The 20,578-nt window shown below is 43.2% G+C and carries 20 protein-coding genes; 12 read left to right on the plus strand and 8 right to left on the minus strand.

Translation table 11 applies throughout. The annotated features are described in order from the left end of the window. The first annotated feature begins 612 nt into the window (after window positions 1-612). The 7 genes from ACT3TU_RS09580 (at window position 613) to ACT3TU_RS09610 (ending at window position 9,182) form a co-directional block, all read left to right on the plus strand. On the plus strand, window positions 613-1,860 hold the full coding sequence (locus ACT3TU_RS09580) for an efflux RND transporter periplasmic adaptor subunit (protein ID WP_192523910.1): 1,248 nt from the start codon (window positions 613-615) through the stop codon (window positions 1,858-1,860). A gap of 223 nt (window positions 1,861-2,083) precedes the next feature. Next, a complete protein-coding gene (locus ACT3TU_RS09585) occupies window positions 2,084-2,806 on the plus strand; it encodes a response regulator transcription factor (RefSeq protein WP_192523909.1) in 723 nt (240 codons plus the stop codon). Between the two features lie 121 nt (window positions 2,807-2,927). Next, on the plus strand, window positions 2,928-5,108 hold the full coding sequence (locus ACT3TU_RS09590; RefSeq protein ID WP_192523908.1) for a sensor histidine kinase: 2,181 nt from the start codon (window positions 2,928-2,930) through the stop codon (window positions 5,106-5,108). Window positions 5,109-5,362: 254 nt separating this feature from the next. Beyond that, window positions 5,363-6,133 carry a methionine ABC transporter ATP-binding protein gene (locus ACT3TU_RS09595; RefSeq protein WP_192523907.1) on the plus strand — a complete coding sequence of 257 codons (771 nt, stop codon included), beginning with the start codon at window positions 5,363-5,365 and terminating at the stop codon, window positions 6,131-6,133. Window positions 6,134-6,152: 19 nt separating this feature from the next. Next, the gene (locus ACT3TU_RS09600; RefSeq protein WP_192523906.1) at window positions 6,153-6,839 is read left to right on the plus strand and encodes a methionine ABC transporter permease; all 687 of its coding nucleotides are present in this window, start codon (window positions 6,153-6,155) and stop codon (window positions 6,837-6,839) included. A gap of 233 nt (window positions 6,840-7,072) precedes the next feature. Then, on the plus strand, window positions 7,073-8,029 hold the full coding sequence (locus ACT3TU_RS09605; protein ID WP_192523905.1) for a MetQ/NlpA family ABC transporter substrate-binding protein: 957 nt from the start codon (window positions 7,073-7,075) through the stop codon (window positions 8,027-8,029). A 304-nt stretch (window positions 8,030-8,333) separates the two neighbouring features. After that, the gene (locus ACT3TU_RS09610; protein WP_192523904.1) at window positions 8,334-9,182 is read left to right on the plus strand and encodes an aldo/keto reductase; all 849 of its coding nucleotides are present in this window, start codon (window positions 8,334-8,336) and stop codon (window positions 9,180-9,182) included. A gap of 245 nt (window positions 9,183-9,427) precedes the next feature. On the opposite strand, the gene ACT3TU_RS09615 is transcribed toward ACT3TU_RS09610, so the two are convergent. The 6 genes from ACT3TU_RS09615 to ccmA all read right to left on the minus strand — a co-directional run bounded on the left by ACT3TU_RS09615 (window position 9,428) and on the right by ccmA (window position 13,891). Beyond that, window positions 9,428-10,309 (minus strand): IS982 family transposase, encoded by an 882-nt coding sequence (locus tag ACT3TU_RS09615; protein WP_444784318.1) that lies wholly within the window; start codon window positions 10,307-10,309, stop codon window positions 9,428-9,430. A gap of 118 nt (window positions 10,310-10,427) precedes the next feature. Further along, window positions 10,428-10,928, minus strand: a complete 501-nt coding sequence (ccmE, locus tag ACT3TU_RS09620) for a cytochrome c maturation protein CcmE (protein WP_192523902.1) — start codon at window positions 10,926-10,928, stop codon at window positions 10,428-10,430. A 248-nt stretch (window positions 10,929-11,176) separates the two neighbouring features. Beyond that, window positions 11,177-11,392, minus strand: a complete 216-nt coding sequence (gene ccmD / locus ACT3TU_RS09625) for a heme exporter protein CcmD (RefSeq protein ID WP_413038383.1) — start codon at window positions 11,390-11,392, stop codon at window positions 11,177-11,179. Window positions 11,393-11,433: 41 nt separating this feature from the next. Next, window positions 11,434-12,222, minus strand: coding sequence for a heme ABC transporter permease CcmC (ccmC, locus tag ACT3TU_RS09630; protein WP_192523901.1), 789 nt, complete (start codon window positions 12,220-12,222; stop codon window positions 11,434-11,436). A 196-nt stretch (window positions 12,223-12,418) separates the two neighbouring features. Continuing rightward, window positions 12,419-13,075, minus strand: a complete 657-nt coding sequence (locus ACT3TU_RS09635) for a heme exporter protein CcmB (protein WP_192523912.1) — start codon at window positions 13,073-13,075, stop codon at window positions 12,419-12,421. A 186-nt stretch (window positions 13,076-13,261) separates the two neighbouring features. Then, window positions 13,262-13,891, minus strand: coding sequence for a heme ABC exporter ATP-binding protein CcmA (gene ccmA / locus ACT3TU_RS09640; protein ID WP_192523900.1), 630 nt, complete (start codon window positions 13,889-13,891; stop codon window positions 13,262-13,264). A gap of 76 nt (window positions 13,892-13,967) precedes the next feature. On the opposite strand from ccmA, the gene ACT3TU_RS09645 reads away from it, so the two are divergent. From ACT3TU_RS09645 to ACT3TU_RS09660, 4 genes are all read left to right on the plus strand, one after another. After that, window positions 13,968-15,116 (plus strand): hypothetical protein, encoded by a 1,149-nt coding sequence (locus ACT3TU_RS09645; protein ID WP_225736933.1) that lies wholly within the window; start codon window positions 13,968-13,970, stop codon window positions 15,114-15,116. Window positions 15,117-15,186: 70 nt separating this feature from the next. Further along, complete coding sequence (locus ACT3TU_RS09650) at window positions 15,187-15,945, plus strand: YbjN domain-containing protein (protein WP_192523899.1); 759 nt, start codon at window positions 15,187-15,189, stop codon at window positions 15,943-15,945. Between the two features lie 149 nt (window positions 15,946-16,094). After that, a complete protein-coding gene (locus ACT3TU_RS09655) occupies window positions 16,095-17,012 on the plus strand; it encodes a histone deacetylase family protein (protein WP_192523898.1) in 918 nt (305 codons plus the stop codon). A 72-nt stretch (window positions 17,013-17,084) separates the two neighbouring features. Continuing rightward, window positions 17,085-17,291, plus strand: coding sequence for a DUF2905 domain-containing protein (locus ACT3TU_RS09660; protein ID WP_192523897.1), 207 nt, complete (start codon window positions 17,085-17,087; stop codon window positions 17,289-17,291). A 34-nt stretch (window positions 17,292-17,325) separates the two neighbouring features. On the opposite strand, the gene ACT3TU_RS09665 is transcribed toward ACT3TU_RS09660, so the two are convergent. Both ACT3TU_RS09665 and coaBC read right to left on the minus strand, forming a co-directional pair. Continuing rightward, complete coding sequence (locus ACT3TU_RS09665) at window positions 17,326-18,108, minus strand: sulfite exporter TauE/SafE family protein (protein WP_192523896.1); 783 nt, start codon at window positions 18,106-18,108, stop codon at window positions 17,326-17,328. Between the two features lie 81 nt (window positions 18,109-18,189). Continuing rightward, window positions 18,190-19,530, minus strand: a complete 1,341-nt coding sequence (gene coaBC / locus ACT3TU_RS09670; protein ID WP_192523895.1) for a bifunctional phosphopantothenoylcysteine decarboxylase/phosphopantothenate--cysteine ligase CoaBC — start codon at window positions 19,528-19,530, stop codon at window positions 18,190-18,192. A 128-nt stretch (window positions 19,531-19,658) separates the two neighbouring features. Here coaBC and radC point away from each other — a divergent pair, with 128 nt between their 5' ends. Continuing rightward, window positions 19,659-20,342, plus strand: a complete 684-nt coding sequence (gene radC, locus ACT3TU_RS09675; RefSeq protein WP_192523894.1) for a RadC family protein — start codon at window positions 19,659-19,661, stop codon at window positions 20,340-20,342. Window positions 20,343-20,578 lie beyond the last annotated feature (236 nt).

Raw genomic sequence — 20,578 nt, forward strand, 5'->3', positions numbered from 1 at the left:
TAATTATTGGATTGAAACGAACGGTTAACTTTGCATTGCTATCTGTAATAACAGCGAACATCTCACCTGTCAATATCTGTCTGTATCAGACTATCAAACACAGCATCAACATGGGCTACTATACGCACTTTCTTATTAAGAAACTGACTAAAGCATGCCATCAATTAGCATATTTATAGTTGCTGGTTGCAACCGTATCCATTTCAAAACTGGCCATAATGGTGACGGTCAAAGACAGAAAGCTAAAATCAAAAAAACCATCAACCATATGATATTTCTGCATTATATAGAAACAACAAGCACATTGCTGGATAATTTGTATTTGTGATAAAAATGTATCAAAATATTTTGATATGTTTGTTTTAGCACAGATATTAAGCGTTTTCCAGTAATTGACAAATTAATGTTCAAACTGATGAGTGTCGTAAACAACTATTTAAGGTGTTGTCGCTAACTAAGGTGTTGTCACTAATATTGTCTCTCGCACTTATGCTCTCTATCTTCCAATTGGCACACAAGTCATACCTACGCCTGTATAGTAACTATGCAGCAATCGTTTCACCTCCTTCTAATTAACGATATAATAAACAGTCAAATACAATGGTGACTGCTATGGCAACTTCTAAAGTTTTAAACAAAAGCCTCTATTTACTCAGCGCGGTACTTATTGTTGCTTGTCAGCCTCCACCGCCGAGCGATGAGCCACTGACGGCCGCCGACAGCGCGAGCGTAGATAACTCACTTAGCATTACTGATGATAGTGTCACCATGACGCCCGATTATCTATTAAGTATAAAACCAACACGCTATCAGCCAAGTCTTGGTCTACAAGGTAACATCGAGCCTATCAAGAAAATTAAACTCATTGCAGTACATCCAGCCACCGTCGAAGAAATACTGGTCAGTAAAGGTCAATGGGTAGAGAAAGGCGCGCCATTGTTCATTGTTAGGCGGCTGAATACAGCAAGCCAAACGACAGATCCATCCAATACTACAGATGAACCTTCTTCAGAAACAAACGCAGCGGCGCAGGAAAATCTATCCGCTGACGATACAAGTAATTCAAAACAGCAAGATCTAGCAAAAGATACGGCAAAAGCAAAAACCACTTCTAAACCCAGTCAGCCTAAGTCTGATAATAAAACAACCGTAAAAAACGCCCAAACAGATAGCCAAGAGCCCTCAACGACGACATCAGGCGTAGAGAATGCTGACCGCGCTACCAATACCAAGCCACAGTATAACTTGACGACGGTGTATGCCAGCTTTTCAGGGCGTATAGAAGGCTTATATGCTAACACTGGACAAAAACTAGAAGCCCGCACCCCTATATTGCAACTCAGTGATGAGACCAAATTACATTTTACTGCAACCCTCCCTATCCAGGCAGAGCCTCAGCTTTCAGTTGGTCAAACCGTCAATTTTACAGCCGAAGGTGCGCTAGATAAGTTTACTGGGCAAGTCAGTAAATTGACCACAACCACTGAACCAAAAAGACTGTTAGTCTCTGTTAACGCCATTGAAAACGAGATAAGCCGTGACAAATTATTGCCCAACATGAAGGTAACAGGACGCGTCAACTATGGTCAAATAGAGGTCGGGGTCATCGTCCCTAAACGTGCGCTGCACGATGTCGACTTGACAGAACTGCACTCACCACCATATAAGCCGCTTAGAGAATTGACTGCTAATGTGTGGATTATCGAACAAGACCAGCGCTTGACACTTCAGCCTATCGAGGTAATCGAGTTTGATCCCTCTACCAATCAGTATTTAATTTCGGGTATCAGCAACGACAGCTTAATCTGTTTGGCTAACTTACCGATTGATTCTAAAGGGAAAAAAGTTATCGTTTCATAGTAATACCTGCCGGCAGTTACATTTTGTAGAAACATTAACAAAGCCTCTCTTGCTTTGTAACCGCTAAATTAGGCACTATGCCTTTATGATATATAGCATTAAGCGAGTATTTTGAACCGTTTATATTTCATGGCTTAGCTTATATTTAATGACTTAAAAGCTTGATGGCTTTAAAGCTCAACATTTTGACAAACCATAACAACAACTAGATAGAGGACAACTTATGAGTAAGCAGATTTTATTGATTGAAGATGATCCAGATTTAGCCGAATTAATTAGTGATTACCTCACGATGAATTATTATGATGTACATCATGCAGGTCTTGGTCAAGAAGGTCTTGAGTTATTAGACACCAAAGAGCGCGATATTGATTTAGTCGTACTTGATTTGATGCTACCTGACATGGACGGTATGCAAGTCTGTCAAAAAATTCGTAGCAACAAAAACAACATGACCAATAAAGTGCCCATCATCATGCTAACAGCAAAAGGTGATACCACAGACCGTGTATTAGGTCTTGAGATGGGTGCCGATGATTATATCGCCAAGCCTTTTGAGCCGCGTGAGCTGCTTGCTCGTATTCGCGCTGTTATCCGTCGTCACGAGCAGCCCAACCAAGCAGACAGTCAATCTGACAGCTTAACTTTTGGTCGTCTGAGCGTATTCCCTGACAGCCATGAAGTGACTATCGACGACGAGCCTGTGCGTTTGACCACGCATCAGTTTCAATTACTGCATTATTTTGCCACCCATTCTGGTAAAGTGTTAAATCGTGAGCAGCTTTGGCAAGCGATGCCAAATGATGACAGCTCAGACAATATTGATCGGGCGATTGATGTGCATATTTCACGCCTCCGCGCCTTGATTGAAGACAATCCGCGCCAGCCAAAACGTATTATCACGGTGCGCGGCGTCGGTTATCAATTTGCCACTGATCAGGTTTAATTGTAAATAACGGCCAAATAATCACAAAAGAACCCTACTGTTTAATTCGATATTATCAATTAAGATATTATAAATTAAACAGTATGGGTGGCCATAAATAGCTGATAACAGAGATGGTTTAATGCAGCAATTGGGTTTTCGTTCCGTATTTGCTAAGTTATTTGCCAGTGTCATGCTGGCACTTACCTTATTTGCAGTGGCAATGGTACTGTTGACGCAACTTGTGCACGATAAAGACGCAAGTATTCGCTCAGAAGTATTAGCAACGCAGATTTTAGGACAAATAGATCCGTTTTTACACGAACTTAATATCTCAATAAGCAAGGACAGTCGGCTACAGTCACGTTTTATGCTCGCTGTTGTCAAAAAAAGCTTTGATATCTTTGACGAATCATTGCAAGCAAAGATGGGCTTATATGACAATCAAGGTCGTTTGCTTATGCAGACAGATCACAGCGACTTACCACTAGAGTTGCCGCCTACCCCTTCGCTTTTCTCACGTGTATTCCCTTCTTTTTCAGATACCTATCCTACGCAGCAAGCCCAAGTATATAGCAGCACTGGCTATACCTTACTGTATGAATCTCGCTTGCCACCCAAAAAACCCGTGCTTTCTGCGGCGCTCAACTTATTTACAGGAACCTTGTTGTTATTGCTTATCATGGCAGGCGTGCTGTGGCTGATTGCGCGTACGATGACCTGGCGTATCAATCAGATGAGCCAACAGATGACCCAGTTGGGTGACGGTGATTTTACGGTGCGAGTCAATGCTCGGGGTAATGATGAGATTGCCTCGCTAGCCCGTGGATTTAACCAAGCCGCACAAAAGATTGAACACCTTATCGATGCCAATAATTTACTACTGGCACACGCCTCTCACGAGCTGCGCACCCCTATTACTCGTATCCGCTTGCAGATTGAGATGATGGATATGTTGGCAGGCGCCCTACCAACGGATACTAAAGAAAAATTCGATAAGCGCGCGCAAGCCATTAATCGTGACCTGTCGGGGCTCAATGATTTAGTAGAGAGTATTTTATTGGTTAGCCGTTTGGATGCCGGTCATGCCTTGCAGCAAGTTGAACATTTAGACTTGTACGATTTGGTCAATCAAGAGCGTCAACATTACCCTGAAGCAACTTTGATTGGCGAGCATATCGTCATTGATGGGCAATCATCGATGTTGACCCATTTGATTCGTAACCTATTAACCAATGCGATGCTACATGGTAAACCGCCTGTGACGGTCTTGTTATATGGCGTTCAAACCATCGATGAAGCCGACACTATTCCTGATTACCTGTTGCATACGGTAATGTGCAGTAGCTTTGTGGATTATAATAGCTCTGACTTTGAACCTTACGATGAGCAAGTCGATATCAATGAAGATGATGCGCAAGACCCTATAAATCTCAATGATTCATCCAAACTTGTTGATAACACCAAGTCTGACACAGTAGATTCAATCGCCTTATTACCCGCACCGCCGATTTATAAAAATGGTGAAAGTATTGCTACGGAAGATTCTGATGAGGTAAGTACGGATAATGAGATTGATAGTCTTGATAACAGTATAGCTGAAACAGAAACTAGCGCCCACATGACTCAAGGCTCTCAAAACGACTTAGAAACTACTACAAACTTAGAAACCAGTAGCGCCACACCTAAAATCAATCGTGAATTACCACTGATTACTAACGACCATAGCTTTACCAATGGTGTGACTGACAAAATTAAAAAGATGGTTTGGCATGCTGTCCCTGACGCTAGTGCCTCTGCTGAAACTATGCATGATACCGATAGTAATATGACTACTAAACCTAAAGACGGCTTAGTGACTAGAGGGCTCAATGCGCTCAAAAATGACTCTGCTCGCAACAGTGACAAAAACGCTGACAAAGCCGATAGCGATGCCAATGTCGCTAAAGACAAGGACAAGAGCAATTCGAAAGAAGATGCTATAAATAGTACCGATATGCCCAATGTACCGCGCAAAGAAGGCTTGTTTTCTAAGCATTTGAAAAAGACCAAAGCTGAACCAGTACGCCCATTACCAAAATATGCGGTACTGGCAGTGATTGACGAAGGCACAGGTATTCCTGAAGAAAAACGTGAAGATGTGTTTAGCCCATTCGTACGCTTACAGCAAAAGAACAAAGGCTCTGGTCTGGGTTTGTCTTTAGTGGCTCAAATTGTCACCGCTCACCAAGGGCGTATCATCACTGACACGCTCAATGGTCATACGAGATTTTTAGTCGTCATACCAGTCAAATACGACCCCCATTATCACCAGCATGATTAGATAGTTTATGGATTAGACTGGTGTCGTCTTTGTCTCTATCATCGCCATCCACCTCCCCTAAACACCCTATCACTAATAGCGATTAATCATAAGTCCGCCACGGATGTTCATATCCAAAGTACACGATAATATGCTATATTAGCGCCCCTTATTCTAGGGTTATTGACGTTTGTTTTTTTATTGGTTTCTTGCATTATAATAGAAGCCAAGCAATACGTTGATGACTATAAAAATTATTAGATTTTGAGCCCTCCATGAATGACATGATTGTCTTAAACGATGTGACTAAAAGTTTTTTAAGCGACCGCTCAATTAAAGATAAAGACGGAAAACCGCATTGGTTTACTGCCGTTGAGCCGACGACCTTAACTGTCCAACAAGGTGAAATATTTGGCCTAATGGGCTATTCGGGTGCAGGTAAATCTACCTTGTTACGCTTGATCAATATGCTTGAGCGTCCAGATGCGGGTCAAGTCATTATAGATGGTACCGACTTGACCACATTGTCTGCCAGTGAATTACGTATCGCTCGACATAATATCGGCATGATTTTTCAGCAGTTTAATCTGATGTCCAATCGCACTGTCTTTGATAACGTAGCGTTTAATTTGACCGTTGCAGGTTATCCAAGCCGTGATATTCATAAACGTGTCATGGAGTGTCTTGATATTGTAGATCTCACTGATCGTGCCAGTCACTACCCTGCCCAGTTATCAGGCGGACAAAAGCAACGCGTGGGTATTGCTCGAGCGATTGCACCGAGTCCAAAAGTCCTACTCGCTGATGAGCCAACCAGTGCACTTGATCCTGCGACCACTCGCAGTCTGCTAACTTGTCTGCGTGATATTAATGAAAAGCTTGGCGTGACCATCGTCATTGTGACTCATGAGATGAGTGTGATTCGTAGACTCTGTGACCGCGCAGCATTATTGCACCAAGGGCAATTGCTTGAAGTAGCTGATGTACGAGACGGTCTTATTCAAGCAACCACCCCGATTGGCAAAGGCTTAGTGCACGAAGACTAATGAGGCAGGAGAAATAAATATGTTAACTGGTAGTGATTTATCCGCCTCGATAGACAAGCTGTTTGCTCTACGCAAAGAGATTGTAAACGCGTTCGTTGATACCTTCATCATGCTCGGTATCTCAACGACAGTGGCTATCGTCATCGGTGGGCTGTTTGGGATATTCCTATTTTTATCAAGCGATCGGCAGTTTTTGCAAAACAAGACACTCTATGGTGTGCTGGGCGGCATTACCAACTTTATGCGTGCTTTTCCGTTTGTAATTTTGATGATTGCCATGAGCCCCTTTACCAAAACCATCGTTGGCACAGGTATCGGTCCTATTGCCGCATCATTAGTGCTCGCAATCGCTGGTTCATTCTATTTTGCACGTCTGGTCGAGCAAAACTTACGCGAAGTACCGCGCGGTATAATTGAAGCGACCGAGTCTATGGGGGCACGCCCTTTGACTATCATCAAAGTCTTGCTTAACGAAGCACGCTCAGGCTTGGTATTGTCGGTCACTATTCTCTGTATCAGTTTGCTGTCTTATTCAGCAGCGGCTGGTATGATTGGTGGCGGCGGTTTGGGTGATTTGGCCATTCGTTATGGTTATTATCGTTATCAAACCGAAGTCATGATTTTTATCGTCATTGTGCTCTCGTTTATGGTTATCGGTATTCAAGCCTCTGGTAATTGGTTCGCCACTCGCCTAGATAAACGTTAAAGGTTAAAAACCACACCATAAAAATAGGATATCGTCAGGTAAGCCTATTATGAATAACGCTCAAGATTTAGTGCCGATTCATCATAAGTAAAATGCTTGACTTTGTTACTGATACCCTTTAATTTTGATACTAACTTAACAGCCGTTAACTTAGCAGCATTACTATTGATAATGTTGCTTTTTTTAGTGGTTGTTTTTTATACTTTATTCCCTCCCCTTATTAAGGAAGCTCCATGAAATTAACAGATATCAGCCGTCAGTTAGCGACCGCATTTGCTGCAGTTGGCGTATCAAGTCTGGTCTTGGTTGGTTGCAACAACTCATCAGCACCTGAAGCGACTAAAGAACCTGTTACCGAAGGTTCAACAGCAGAAGCTGCCGCTAGCGATATCGATCCTGACCACAGCAAAATCATCATTGGCACCACCGAAGGTGACTTTGCCGACATGGTACGTAACCAAGTAAAAAACTCACTTGAAGCGCAAGGCTACGAAGTTGAACTGATTGCCTTTACTGACTATGTTCGCCCTAACCTTGCCTTGGCTGAAGGTGATTTAGACATCAACATCTTCCAGCATAAGCCTTACCTTGATACCTTCAAAAAAGAAAACAACCTTGATCTGGTAGAAGCTTTCCAAGTACCAACCGCACCACTTGGTATTTATTCAGGTAAAAAATCCACGCTTGATGACGTTCATAAAGGCATGAGTGTCTCTGCTCCAAATGACCCAAGTAACTTTGCCCGTGCTTTGGTGATGATGGATGATCTTGGTTGGATCACATTAAAAGACAATATCGATCCACTCAATGCATCAAAAACTGACATCGCCGATAACAGTAAATACGACATCAAAATTGTTGAATTAGAAGCGGCTCAACTACCGCGTGCGCGTGACGAAGTCGACTTTGCTATTATCAATGGTAACTACGCGACAGATGCGGGTATCAAACTGACTGAGGCACTATTCCAAGAGCCAAGCTTTGCTTACGTCAACTGGTCAGCGGTGAAATCTGCTGATGTTGGCAAGAAATGGGTTGAAGACGTCACGAATGCTTATAATTCTGACGACTTTAAAAAGTATGCCCACGACACTTTCCCAGGCTATAAGTATCCAAAAATCTGGGGTAATAATACTGATACAGCCCCTACGACAGATACTGCGCCAGTTGCAGAAGCGGCTACTCAATAATTAAAATGCTAAAACTTATCAAAGGTAAACTCAGATAAGTTAAGTGCCTTCTGAAGTTAAATAAAAAAAGCCCATTATTTTAAATAGTGGGCTTTTTTTGGTCTCAGCTTTATTAGTGACGGGGTTACTGGACGATTACTTACTAAAAATGACGTTACAGCCTGTTTATGGTTTGTAGGAAAGCGTCACCTGCCCTTTCACTTACAACCGCTTTTTTCTATAGTAGATGAGCTAAATAGAGATTGGGAAAATTATAATCACTATTCAATCTTCTATTAATCAAATAAATAACAAGGATAATAATATGTCTGCTAAAACTTATAATATTCGTACCGCTGGACAAGCCAATATACCGGTACTCGGATTGGGTACTTGGCAATCAACCGGTCAAGACTGCATCGATGTGGTTAGCCAAGGGCTAAAAATGGGCTACGAGCATATCGATACCGCCCAAGCTTATGGTAATGAAAAAGAAGTGGGTCAAGGTATCAAGCAATCAGGTGTGGCTCGTGACAAGTTCTTTTTGACCACAAAAATATTCCCTGACGACATGAAGTTTGAGCCTGAAAAATTAATCGCTGCGGCCAAACGTTCTCTAGAGGATTTAGATACCGATTACGTTGATTTACTACTACTACATTGGCCTGATGACCGCGTGCCATTATCAGAAACGATTCCTGCGTTATGCGAGTTACAAAAGCAAGGCTTGACCCGTCACATCGGAGTTTCTAACTTTAATATTGCCAATGTCATCGAAGCCAAAAAATATGCTGACGTGCCTATCGTGGTCAATCAAGTTGAGTTTCATCCGTTTATTAAGCAAAAAACGCTACAAACCTTTTTAAACAATCATCATATTTTATTAGAAGCTTACTCGCCACTCGCGCGCGGTGATGTGTTTGATAATGAAATCATCAAAGAGATTGCCGATAAGCATAATGTCACGCCAGCACAGATATCACTGGCTTGGATTTTGTCCGACAAGCATCGTGTTGCCATCCCCAAAACCGCCAATCCTGATCACCTGCAAGGAAATCTAGATGCGATCAAGGTAGAATTAAGTGCAGAAGAGCTAGAAAGAATCGGTAGTTTGGCTCGCTCTGATGGTCGCAAAATTGAACATCCAGATTATTCACCTGAATGGGATGATTAATATAGTCAATCCCATATAATACCAAACCCAAAAAGTACGATTAGCCGTGTCAAACTTGTTTAGTCTACAAGACGTAGCACTTGCACTCGTTTTCCTTGCTACTCTAATTTTTGTGAATGGTATAAATATAGTCCATTAAAAAAGCCACCGATTATATCGGTGGCTTCTTTGTGTCTTAAATACTATTTTTTTACTTCAAATAACCCCAGTTCGGGATAAGCCACATTGTAACTCATTGATACTATTTACAATGTTGCTACCTGTCCCTGCTGAGGCATGTTTTTGATGGTGGGTTTATAGGGAAACCAGCAATAAGCAATCAAACCTGACAGCAAGTTTGTAATAAAACCCGTGACACTACGATGGCGTGAATGCTCAATCTGACACAAGTTTTTCAGCTCCCCAAACACCGTCTCAACCAAAGAGCGATGATTGAGTAGTGCCTCATCCATAGGCTCAAGTAATTGGGGTTTCATATTACGCCGAAGTTTGGTTATCAACGTGGTATCACTGTGTTTTGTGAGCCACTCGTTTAGGGCTTTACTGATATAGCCTCTATCACCAAATAGTTTTCCAAATAAAGACGTTGCCATATCCTTAACTGGCGCTCTATCATCCGTATTGCCCGCAGTGACTTTGACGGAGACCAGCTCACCTTTATGATTGATAATGGCGTGTAGCTTAAAGCCGTAAAACCAGCCCATGCTGCTTTTGCCTCGGGTTGCAAGTCCCTTAAAGACTTTATGACGGTAGATACGTTTGTTATGACAAACTGCTATCTTGGTTGAATCAATATAGCTGATACCTGTACAGTCGCCCATCATGCTTTGCAAGTAGGCACATAATGGCATGATACTGCGTGGTATCAGCTCTATAAACCGTGAATAACTGGGCAAGTTTGGAAACTCCCGTTTCATCATGCCAAGCATGTGATGGTAGTAAAAAGACTTAAACTGTCGATACCGCAGTTGATGAAACAGTACCAAGATGGTCATAATCTCTGCTACACTTATCTGGCATGCTCTTAGCCGTTGACGGCCCGTTGCGATTAAATGAGAGTCAAACTCAGGTTTGAATTGCTGATAAAAGTCGTCAATATGGCAGTATAGTTCGGTTAGGTTGTCCATGTAAGAAGTCCTTGTTGTGAAGTTTGTCTTGGTAAACTTACTTTAGCAACTTTGGACTTCTTTTTTTATCTTTTTTTTGAGCGCTTATCCCGAACTGGGGTTCAAATAAGAATATTCACTATTGTTGTAGCGTTTCAGTCTCATGTACCTTTTCAGCAGGGTTATATTGCTCAGAATTAGGTACTGCACCGCTACGATTATTTTCTTTCATAGATTTCGCAACCTCTGGTGGCATATAGTTCTCATCATGCTTAGCCAACACTTCGCCCGCGACAAAGGTTTCTCCCTGCATTTTACCAGTCGCAACCACCCCTGAGTTTTCAGCAAACAGATCTGGCAAGATACCTTGGTAAGTCACTGGCACTGTCGATTCAAAATCCGTGATAGCAAACTCAACGCTCAAAGGATCATCTGGCGCGCGCTGAACACTACCCGCAACTACCATGCCGCCTGCACGAATGCGCTTATCTTGTGGTGCTTCACCTTGCGCAATGGCGGTCGCGTCAAAGTAGTAATCGGTTTGTTGTCCAATGGCATAAATCACCAGTACCACGGCTATCGCCGCCCCTGCAAGCGTAAACATAACCCACATCAGTTTTTTGCGACGAACTGCGTTCATACTACTACCTCATTGATGAGTCACTGCTTTATAAATTAAACTCTATAAAACAGAAAATATTAAAGAAACTCCCATTAGACGGACCTTCTAAAAAGTCTTTCTAACCGTACTTTTCTAATACCTATATGGTAGCATTTTTTGCACAAATCAATAAGCCCTATAGCAACCGATGAGGTTATATATTTATAAGTGAAAGGTTACCAATTTATTAGCTAACAATATGATTTAAGATGGTTTTTCTAAGAGGATTACTTGGTAGCCGGGCTAGGTTTTTTAGCGCCACGCTGTGCTTGACGCGCTTGTTGAATCGTTAGCTGCTTGATAAGCGCTTGTCTTTGTCGACGGCTATAGATGATGAAAATCAGCACCATACCAATCGTAATCGCCCAGCATGACCAAACAAAAACACCATGCTCACCCATGGCGATAAACTCAGAGACGCTATAAAAGTAAGGTTGCATCATATTTCCCTAGCCGTTATTTGATTTGGCAAAAGTCATAAAAGTTATTTGGTTTGGCCACGAATGTATTCTTTTACCCACGCTTTACCTTGGTCACGATATAAAATCAGGGTATTGGTACGATAAATCGCCAATGTTGCTACCAGTAAATAACTACCAATAATCATCAATAATAACGGCATCCACATGTCAGCCGACATTTTTGGTGCGGCGGTTAAGGTAAAAGTCGAGCCTTGATGCAAGGTATTCCACCACTGTACTGAATACTTGATAATCGGTAAGTTTACGGCACCAACGATAGATAAAATTGCCGCCGCTTTGCCACGATTGGCCGTGTGTTCAAAAGCGGCAAACAATGCCATCACCCCGGCATACAAAAATGCCAAAATCAGCATAGACGTCAAACGCGCATCCCAAACCCAGTAGGTCCCCCACGTTGGTTTTGCCCAAATGGAACCGGTCAATAAACTAATGACGCACAATAAAAAGCCCATTGGAGCAAGTGCCTGTGCCACAAGGCTGGCGGTTTTAATCTTCCAAACCAAATAAATCACCCCTAGTATTGCTAAGGCAAAATAAATGGAGATAGCCAGACTGGCAGCCGGTACGTGGATAAAGATAATACGGTAGCTATTACCTTGCAGATAATCGGGCGGGGCAAAAGCCAAACCCCAAACGCTACCTATTAGTAGACAGATAGTCGCTAAGATCGCTAGCCATTTGACCCAAGGCGAAAAAATACGAAAAAACTGCTTAGTACCCACAGTGGTCAAGAAAACCTGCCAAATGCGTTGCCACAGGCTAGGAGATGAGACATTATTTAGGTTGGGCATGGGGATAAACCTATTGCACAGCTTGTTGGTTATAGGGTAAAACGCCTCAGTGGCACACTATTCGCGAACCTATGAGCGTTAAACGCTGGATAGAATATACACGTCACTGTTTATTCGATTGTCTATTATAGCAAAGTTGCCAGTTTTCACCATGCTGTTAATATAAAGGGCTTTAATAGCATGCGCACACGCATTTTTAATTGAGCCATGACATTTTTAGAGTCAGAGCAATCACCCATGGCATAACCAAAACTGAGATGATACTGCCTGCCAATAACAAGGCTAAAATCGGTAAGCCATTCAGTCCGGTAGCAAACAAATCGACCGCCCCCGTGGCAAAAATTAATACTGGTAACTGCATGGGTAAGGCAATCAAAGGCACCAATACCGCGCCATTTTTTAGCGATAACGTCAAACTACTGGCGACCGCTGACAGCATCAGCAACATTGGACTCCCAGTGATAATAGAGGCCATCAATATCCACGCCTCAAACCAGCTCAGCTGAAACAAAGGCACAGCCAATAAACTAAGCGCTGCCACGATGCCGCTACTAAATACCCAATGTATGACCAAGCGGATAAGCACCCATAATGGCAGCGAGGCTTTGGCAACGACCAATTGTGCCAGCGTCCCGTTATCAAGCGCAGGCTTAAACAAACCGTCAACACCCATCACTAGCGACAATAAAGCCGCAATCCACACGGCTGAAACACCAAGGCGCTGTAATAGTGCAGGCTCGCTACCAACCGCTAACGGAAACAAAGTGATAATGACCAAAAACAGTACCAAAGGATACAGCCATTGTACTGCGCCCTGCTGCTTTACTTGCCATTCGCGTCGCCATAGCTGCATAAAACCAATGCTGCCACGTACCGCTGAGGGAGCGACACTTGAGCGCTCACCGACCACTTGTACCGGACTGTCTGTCATTATCCGTCCTTTTACTGATTACCGTTATACTGCACTTAAATAGTCAATCCAATAATAATGAATTCATTACCATAAGATTAAAAAATTATCAATTTTGTTGTTTGTTGCTTAAACCATATAATCTGATAAATCGAGCACTTGATTGGCTACGCCGACTGCCTGATGACTGGTCATCAGTATCGAGCCACCTTTATTAGCAAAATCGCGTAACCTGTCTTCCATACGTGCCACCATATCGACATCAAGCGCGGTAAAAGGCTCGTCAAGTAGCCATAAAGGCGTAACGTCAGGGGTCAATAAATATAGCCGCGCAAGCGTAATTCGCCGCGTTTGCCCAGCAGATAAATGGCTTGAGCTAATCGTCTCAAACCCTTGCAACCCTACCCAAGTCAATGCCTCGTCAATATCAACGGCGTTTGGTGTGATACCATATAAGTTCAGCAGAAAGGTTAGATTTTGCGCGACCGTCAGATTAGGATGAATACCCAACTGGTGCGACACATACAAAGGTTGAATAGGTAAACTTGCTGCCCCTTGATAATAAACCTCACCACTCAGCACCGGTAACAAGCCAGCCAACTGCATGAGTAACGTCGTCTTACCGGTACCATTAGCGCCCACTAAGTGACAGACGCTACCAGCAGCTAGATTAAGCGAAACCCTTTCACATAAAGGGTTCTCACCGCGCTGAACGGTCAGCTCATCGAGCGCAAGTAAGGCGGTATTCAGAGCCGTCATCAAAACCTCTCATTATTTATTAAGCAGCAGTCAACATTCATCACAAACACAGATGATGTTCATGGCATAATACTTTATGCTTACCACAACCCCACAGTATAACAAATTGTCGATTACTATGACCTCAAAACCTATGCAGACTTCAAAAGATAGCCAAAACTTAAACGATCAGAGCGCAGCGCCTCAGTCAGATACTTCGGCTAGTAGCCCCAGTTCTAAGAGCTCAAACCTAACCATAGACAGTCTAATCGATGCGCAAGTGGCGTTTATGCAGCAGTGGTTGCGCTCGCAAGCAGAGCCGCTGTCTATCGAAGCTTGGCACTGGTTTGGTGAACAGCCACTGAGTAACTATGTCAGTAGCGATGATTTGCAGCACCTCATTAATGACTGGCTGCTTAATCAGCCAATGAGTGAGGTAATGCGCGCCGATATTCGTGATATTTTGCATACGGTTATTTACCATCCGGTCAATGACAACGTGCCTTTATCAGAATTGGTGGATGACACGCAAGTTGAGACTCTTGCTAATTATGTGGGCAGCCATGAGCAGCAGCGCAATATATTGATTCATACGCTGGTTGGTAATGACACCTTTGCCGACTTACTGACTCAAACGCTCTATCACGCCATCAATGACTTTATGGAAACTACGTTAGATAAAGCTGGTGGTGTCGGCAAATTAATGAAGCTCGGACGCAGTTCTTTTGAAAAGGCCACCAATAAAAACCTCGATGAAAAACTGCAAACATACCTGCATCGCAATATTAAAGATTTGACCCGTCGAGCCGAAGCCAATGCCCAAGAACACTTATCCAACGAGGAAGTCGCGCGATTATTGGTTACTGGCTGGGCACGGATTAAAGATCAGCCAATTAGCGAAATCCAAACCTATTTACGCGATGAGCCGAACGATAGCAGTATTGAGCATATTGAAGCCAGCATTCAGCAAAGCTATAACCGCCTACGCCTATCACCTTATTTGCACAGTCTCGTGGCAGCGAGCGTCGATACCTGGTATAGCAACCATCAGTCAGATAGCATTGCGGGCGTGGCCGCAAGCTTAAATATCGATGAGCAGGCGATGGCGCAATTAAATACTACTCTATTGCCTGTCTTTTATGATGCCCTTGAAAGCCCTTGGTTAACCGCACATATAACAGCTATGCTCCAAGCGTTTTATACCCAGCCTGAGATCAAACAGGGCTTAGTATTCAGCAACGATTAATTTTCTATGATTTTTAACGTATTGTTTGCTGATCTTTAATCTCTATCTTTTATTAGCCAGTCCAAAATCTATGAGTCAATCTACTAAACTCAGCTTATGGCAAAAAATCAAACGGTTACTGACTGCTTCAGCACCGCAGACTATTGCCGATGGTGCACACTTGCCACCCCATTTAACAACCGTTGATAATGATACGATGCCAGCAGAGAATCAAAGTGTAGATACTAGCGACTCTCATACCGAGATTGGCACTGATACCGAAGTAGATACGAAAAACAATAACGAGCACTCACAAGCTAATGCCAATCCGCACACAGAACAAAAAGAGCGCCATGACACACCCATTATTGATTGTCTAAAACGATATTTTAATAACAAACAGTGGCACTATAACTACTATCAGCCCAAAGCGTATGATAGGCAGCAATCGCACTATTTATCCCTAAGGGTGCGGCATGAGCAGCTCGATTGTGGCTACCTATTTCGCGTTCAAGAAGAAAATAAACTGCTGGCAGTCTACGGTATTTTGCCCTTTTTAATACCCGAAAGTTATCAAAGCGCCGCCATGCGACTGATCTCTCAGATCAACCATGACATGTTGGTTGGCCATTTAGAAATGGATAACAGCGATGGCGAGATACGCTACAAAAATGCCATCAACGTCGAGACGGCTGGTATTGATGAGCATACCATTGAGCAGTTATTGCAAAGTGTTATTGCCATGATTACAGTCATTAATAAATTATTCAGTAATTTAATCGACAACCAGAACCCTGCTGAGGAGTTGCAAGACCTACTAATGGAGCTAAAGCAACAGATAGACTCATGAGCCTTTTTCTTACCAACGCAGTTTGTGCAATAAACCTGACCAATATAACCTTCAACAGATGATATAACTTCCTATAAACACCTTATTATTTAAACCTTTAAAACGCTCTACCTTTCAAACACTATCCAAAACAGAAATTATTTAAAACTATGCTAAAAATTGCCTACTCTGATATTTTTCGTTATTCCGTACCCGAAAAACACCGCTTTCCAATGCAAAAATATACCATGATTCCAGAGCGTCTATTAGCAGAAGGAACCATCCGTACCGATAATTTTTTTGCGCCTATACGCTTAAGCGAAGACGAGATTTTGACCACGCATACTGCGGATTATTGGCATCAACTAAAAACCCAAACCCTACCGCGTAAAGAAGCACGAGCCATCGGTTTTGAGATGACGTCGGAACTGGTAGAGCGTGGTCGTTATATTGCCCATGCCACTTATGAATGTGCCTTATATGCGCAGCAATATGGGGTGGCGATGAATGTCGCGGGCGGCACCCATCATGCATTTGCCGATCATGGTGAGGGCTTCTGCGTTTTTAATGATGTTTGTATCGCCAGCAACTTATTATTGAATCGCGGACAGGCACAAAGAATATTAGTAGTCGATTTAGACGTGCATCAAGGCAATGGCAACGCCAGTATCATGGCCGATGAGCCGCGTGTTTTTGTCTTTAGTATGCATGGAGCCAAGAACTATCCGTTTCGTAAGCAAGTATCAGACTTGGATATCGAACTCGCCAATGATACTGGTGATGCGGAATATTTACAGATTTTGATGGACACACTACCGCGCCTAATCGCTGACTTTGTACCCGATATGATTTTTTACCAATCTGCGGTCGACGTGCTGGCAACCGATAAACTAGGAAAACTCGGACTGACATTAGAAGGCTGCAAGGCGCGTGACGAATACGTATTACGTCAAGCTAAGGTCGCTAATATCCCCGTCGCCATTGTCATGGGCGGCGGCTATTCAGAAGATATCGAAGATGTGGTTGAGGCGCACTGTAATACGTTTCGCTTGGCGCAGCAGGTCTTTTTTGATGAAATGAATGGTTGATGAAATGAATGGTTGGTATAACGTCTAAATAAACGAGAAAAAATAATGTAACGAGGTTAGCAAGATTTAATTATGGCAAAAATATTGATTGGCATAGGGGTTTTGTTGGTTGTGATAGGCATTATTTGGTTAATATTTCCAAGCACATTTTCGTGGATAGGCAATATGCCAGGTGATGTTAAGTATAAATCAGGAAATACACGGGTTTATTTTCCAGTGGTCACCATGATTATCATCAGTATCGTTGCGACCATATTATTAAATGTATTCAACCGCTAATCCTACTTTACTGCAACTTAAAAAGTATTCCCTACTATAAAAACGCCATAACCCCTTGCCAGCCTACACGTAATCCAAGTACGGTTAAAATTAATAAAATAAGCTGGCGAAAGCGGGCTTGTGGTAAATAACGACGCAAACGAATACCAATTAAAAGAACGCTAATAGACAACACACTAAGCAAAGCAATCAGCTGCCATTCTCCATTACTCAAGGCCATAATAGGCTCACGTAAAACAATAATTTGAGCGATTTTACCTAAGAAATAGCACATATTACCGACTTTGGCGATGGTGTTTTTATCATTGCTTGCGGACAATAAATACATCATCAATATGGTCGACATAGCATTGGTCGCGCCCCCAATAATGCCTGCACTAAAACCAACAATAATAAGCACAGGCTTGGTATCGGGCAAGCGAACTTGCTTACCCAATAGCGCGCTGCTGACATAAAAACCAATAACAGCGGCTAAAACCAACAATATATAAGCGCTATCGACCCATAGCAAAAGCTTAGCACCCAAAATACTACCGAGTAAGCTGGTCAACGCCAGCAACCAATAGCGTCTGCCATAATAGATAAAGTTTTGCCAAACCGTGCGGCCACCACCTGCCAGCCAAGTCATCGCATTGAGTAATAGCGACGGAAAAATCACCAAAACAATGGCATGTGGTAACGGATACATACTGGCAAGCGCGGTTGTCGTTACCAAGGTCACGCCTAGCCCGCTAATGCCATGCAGCAGCGAGGCAAGTGCAAAGATAGCGATCAATAATAACGTCTGTGTGCTATCACTATCTATCATGTTTGTCATTTCAGCACGATCAATCGAGGCCTCATATTTAGTATGATACTTCTAAGCACATCAAGCACATCGTTATTGATGAGCACACCATTAGGCATCGTGACGCTGCCAAATTGCCTCACCAATAATACCGACTAATTGCTCGGCAATCTTATCTTTGCTTGTTTTCTCTAGCATAATATTATCGTGCTCATAATGCTCTGAGAAAAACACCTGCATGGCATTGTCATCACTGGCAAAACCAATATCTGCACGCGAAACATCATTACAAGCAATCAAATCCAAGTCTTTAGACACCAGCTTACCACGAGCATAGCGCTCGACATCCTGCGTTTCTGCGGCAAAGCCAACGACAAACAATGCTGGATGAGCGAGCGAAATCGTCGCTAATATATCAGGGTTTTTAACCAAACTTAGCGTCATGGCCTCTTGGGTTTTTTTGATTTTTTGCGGGGCAGCTTCCTCAGTACGATAATCAGCGACAGCAGCGGTTGCAATAAATATATCAGCAGCTCTTACGCTATCATGACCCAAATGCGTATGTTCATGAGCGTGTTCATCACCGCAACCACAGTCACCGTGGTGATGTTCATGAGTATGTTCAGGCAGATACTGTAGCGCACTATGCGTACCTTCCACACACTGCTGCGCTGCCATTAGCATATCTTTAGCAGACAATACATCGATACGCGTGACATTGAGCGGTGTCGGCAACGCTACTTTACCACCAGCAATCAAAATCACTTCTGCACCAGCGGCAACACAGGCACGCGCTAATGCAAAGCCCATTTTCCCAGTAGAGTGATTGGACAAATAACGCACAGGGTCGATTGCCTCCACCGTTGGTCCTGCAGTAACCACCACTCTTTTACCTGTTAATAACTGCGGCGTGGTTTGCAGGGCATTAAACAACAACACTTCGTCCAATAACGCTTCTGGCTCAGGCAAACGTCCTGCACCCACATCACCGCACGCCTGCTCACCGCTAGCAGGTGCAATGATTTGATAATTCATATCACGCAGCGTTTGCACATTTAGGTTGACGGCTGGGTGCGCCCACATCTGCTGGTTCATCGCTGGGGCAATAATGACTGGCGCCGCCGTTGCGAGGCACACGGTGGTCAATAAATCATCGGCCATACCCATCGCCAGCCGCGCGAGTGTATTGGCTGACGCTGGAGCAATGACGATTAAATCCGCCCATTTTGCCAGCTCAATGTGACCCATCCCCGCCTCCGCCTGCTCATCGAGTAATGAGATATGTACCTCATTACCGGTTAAGGCTTGTAGGGTTAATGGGGTGATAAAAGCTTGAGCGCCTGTGGTCATAATGACGCGCACATTAAAGCCCGCCTTGATTAATAGACGAGCAAAAATAGCAGATTTATAAGCGGCGATACCGCCGGTGATAGCAAGCACGATATTGGACATAAGCATGGCATCAATAAAAAAGTTGAAAGATAAAATTGCACTTATAGTATCAATTATGAGATAAGTTGGGTAAGAATTTGCGCATTTACCCCATATATCTGGCAACAATTTATTTTCAAGGAATGGCAATGGCGATCAAAGACTGGCATGAAGATGATAGACCACGAGAGAAGCTGTTAAAATTTGGTGCCGCTCGCTTGTCTGATGCCGAGATATTAGCCATCTTTCTGCGTACAGGTACCCAGTCGCAGTCAGCAATCGAGCTGGCTCGTCATTTGATTGAAAAGTTTGGCAGCTTGGCAGAGCTACTGGCGGCCCCTCAGGAAACGGTCCTTGCTTGTCATGGTATCGGCCCTGCTAAATACGCCCAGATACTCGCTTCGCTTGAGATGGGCACGCGTTATTTAGACAGTCAGCTCAAAACTGGTCAAGCACTTGGACGCTCACAAGCGGTCAAAGACTATATCAGCACCCAATTGCGCGCAGAGCACCGTGAGGTCTTTGCCGTGCTTTGTTTGGACAATGCTCTAAATCTAATCAACTTTGAGATATTATTCACTGGTGGCATCTCATCGTGTTCGGTCTGCATCAAGCACGTACTGCGCCATGCGCTGAGTCACGCGTCCAGCCAATTAATTGTCGCGCACAATCACCCTCACACGAATGCTACGCCTTCAACGGCAGATAATTTACTGACCTACGAGCTAAAAAAGGCCTGTGACTTAATAGACTTATCCTTGGTTGATCACATTATTGTCGGACGCAACGAAACGTTATCTTATGCCGAAAGCTGCTTAGCCCCTTTTGGCTAATTGGCAATAATCACTGGTTTTTAACTATATGAATAAAACTTGATACATATTGTCGACATAGCGTAGCATTTTAACTATTGATAGTCATCGACAACTGTTTCATATTGGTAGCCAACTTTGTCTTTTACTCGATAAGCTCTCATTATATAGACTGGTCATTATAAGTATTAACATCTTAAATCCATGCTATAACTACAGTTAGAGACGACTATTTAACAGAAAAAGAAGTCCGTTTT

Origin of the sequence: Psychrobacter sp. AOP3-A1-26 (assembly GCF_052378235.1) — a bacterium.
Classification (GTDB): Bacteria; Pseudomonadota; Gammaproteobacteria; order Pseudomonadales; family Moraxellaceae; genus Psychrobacter.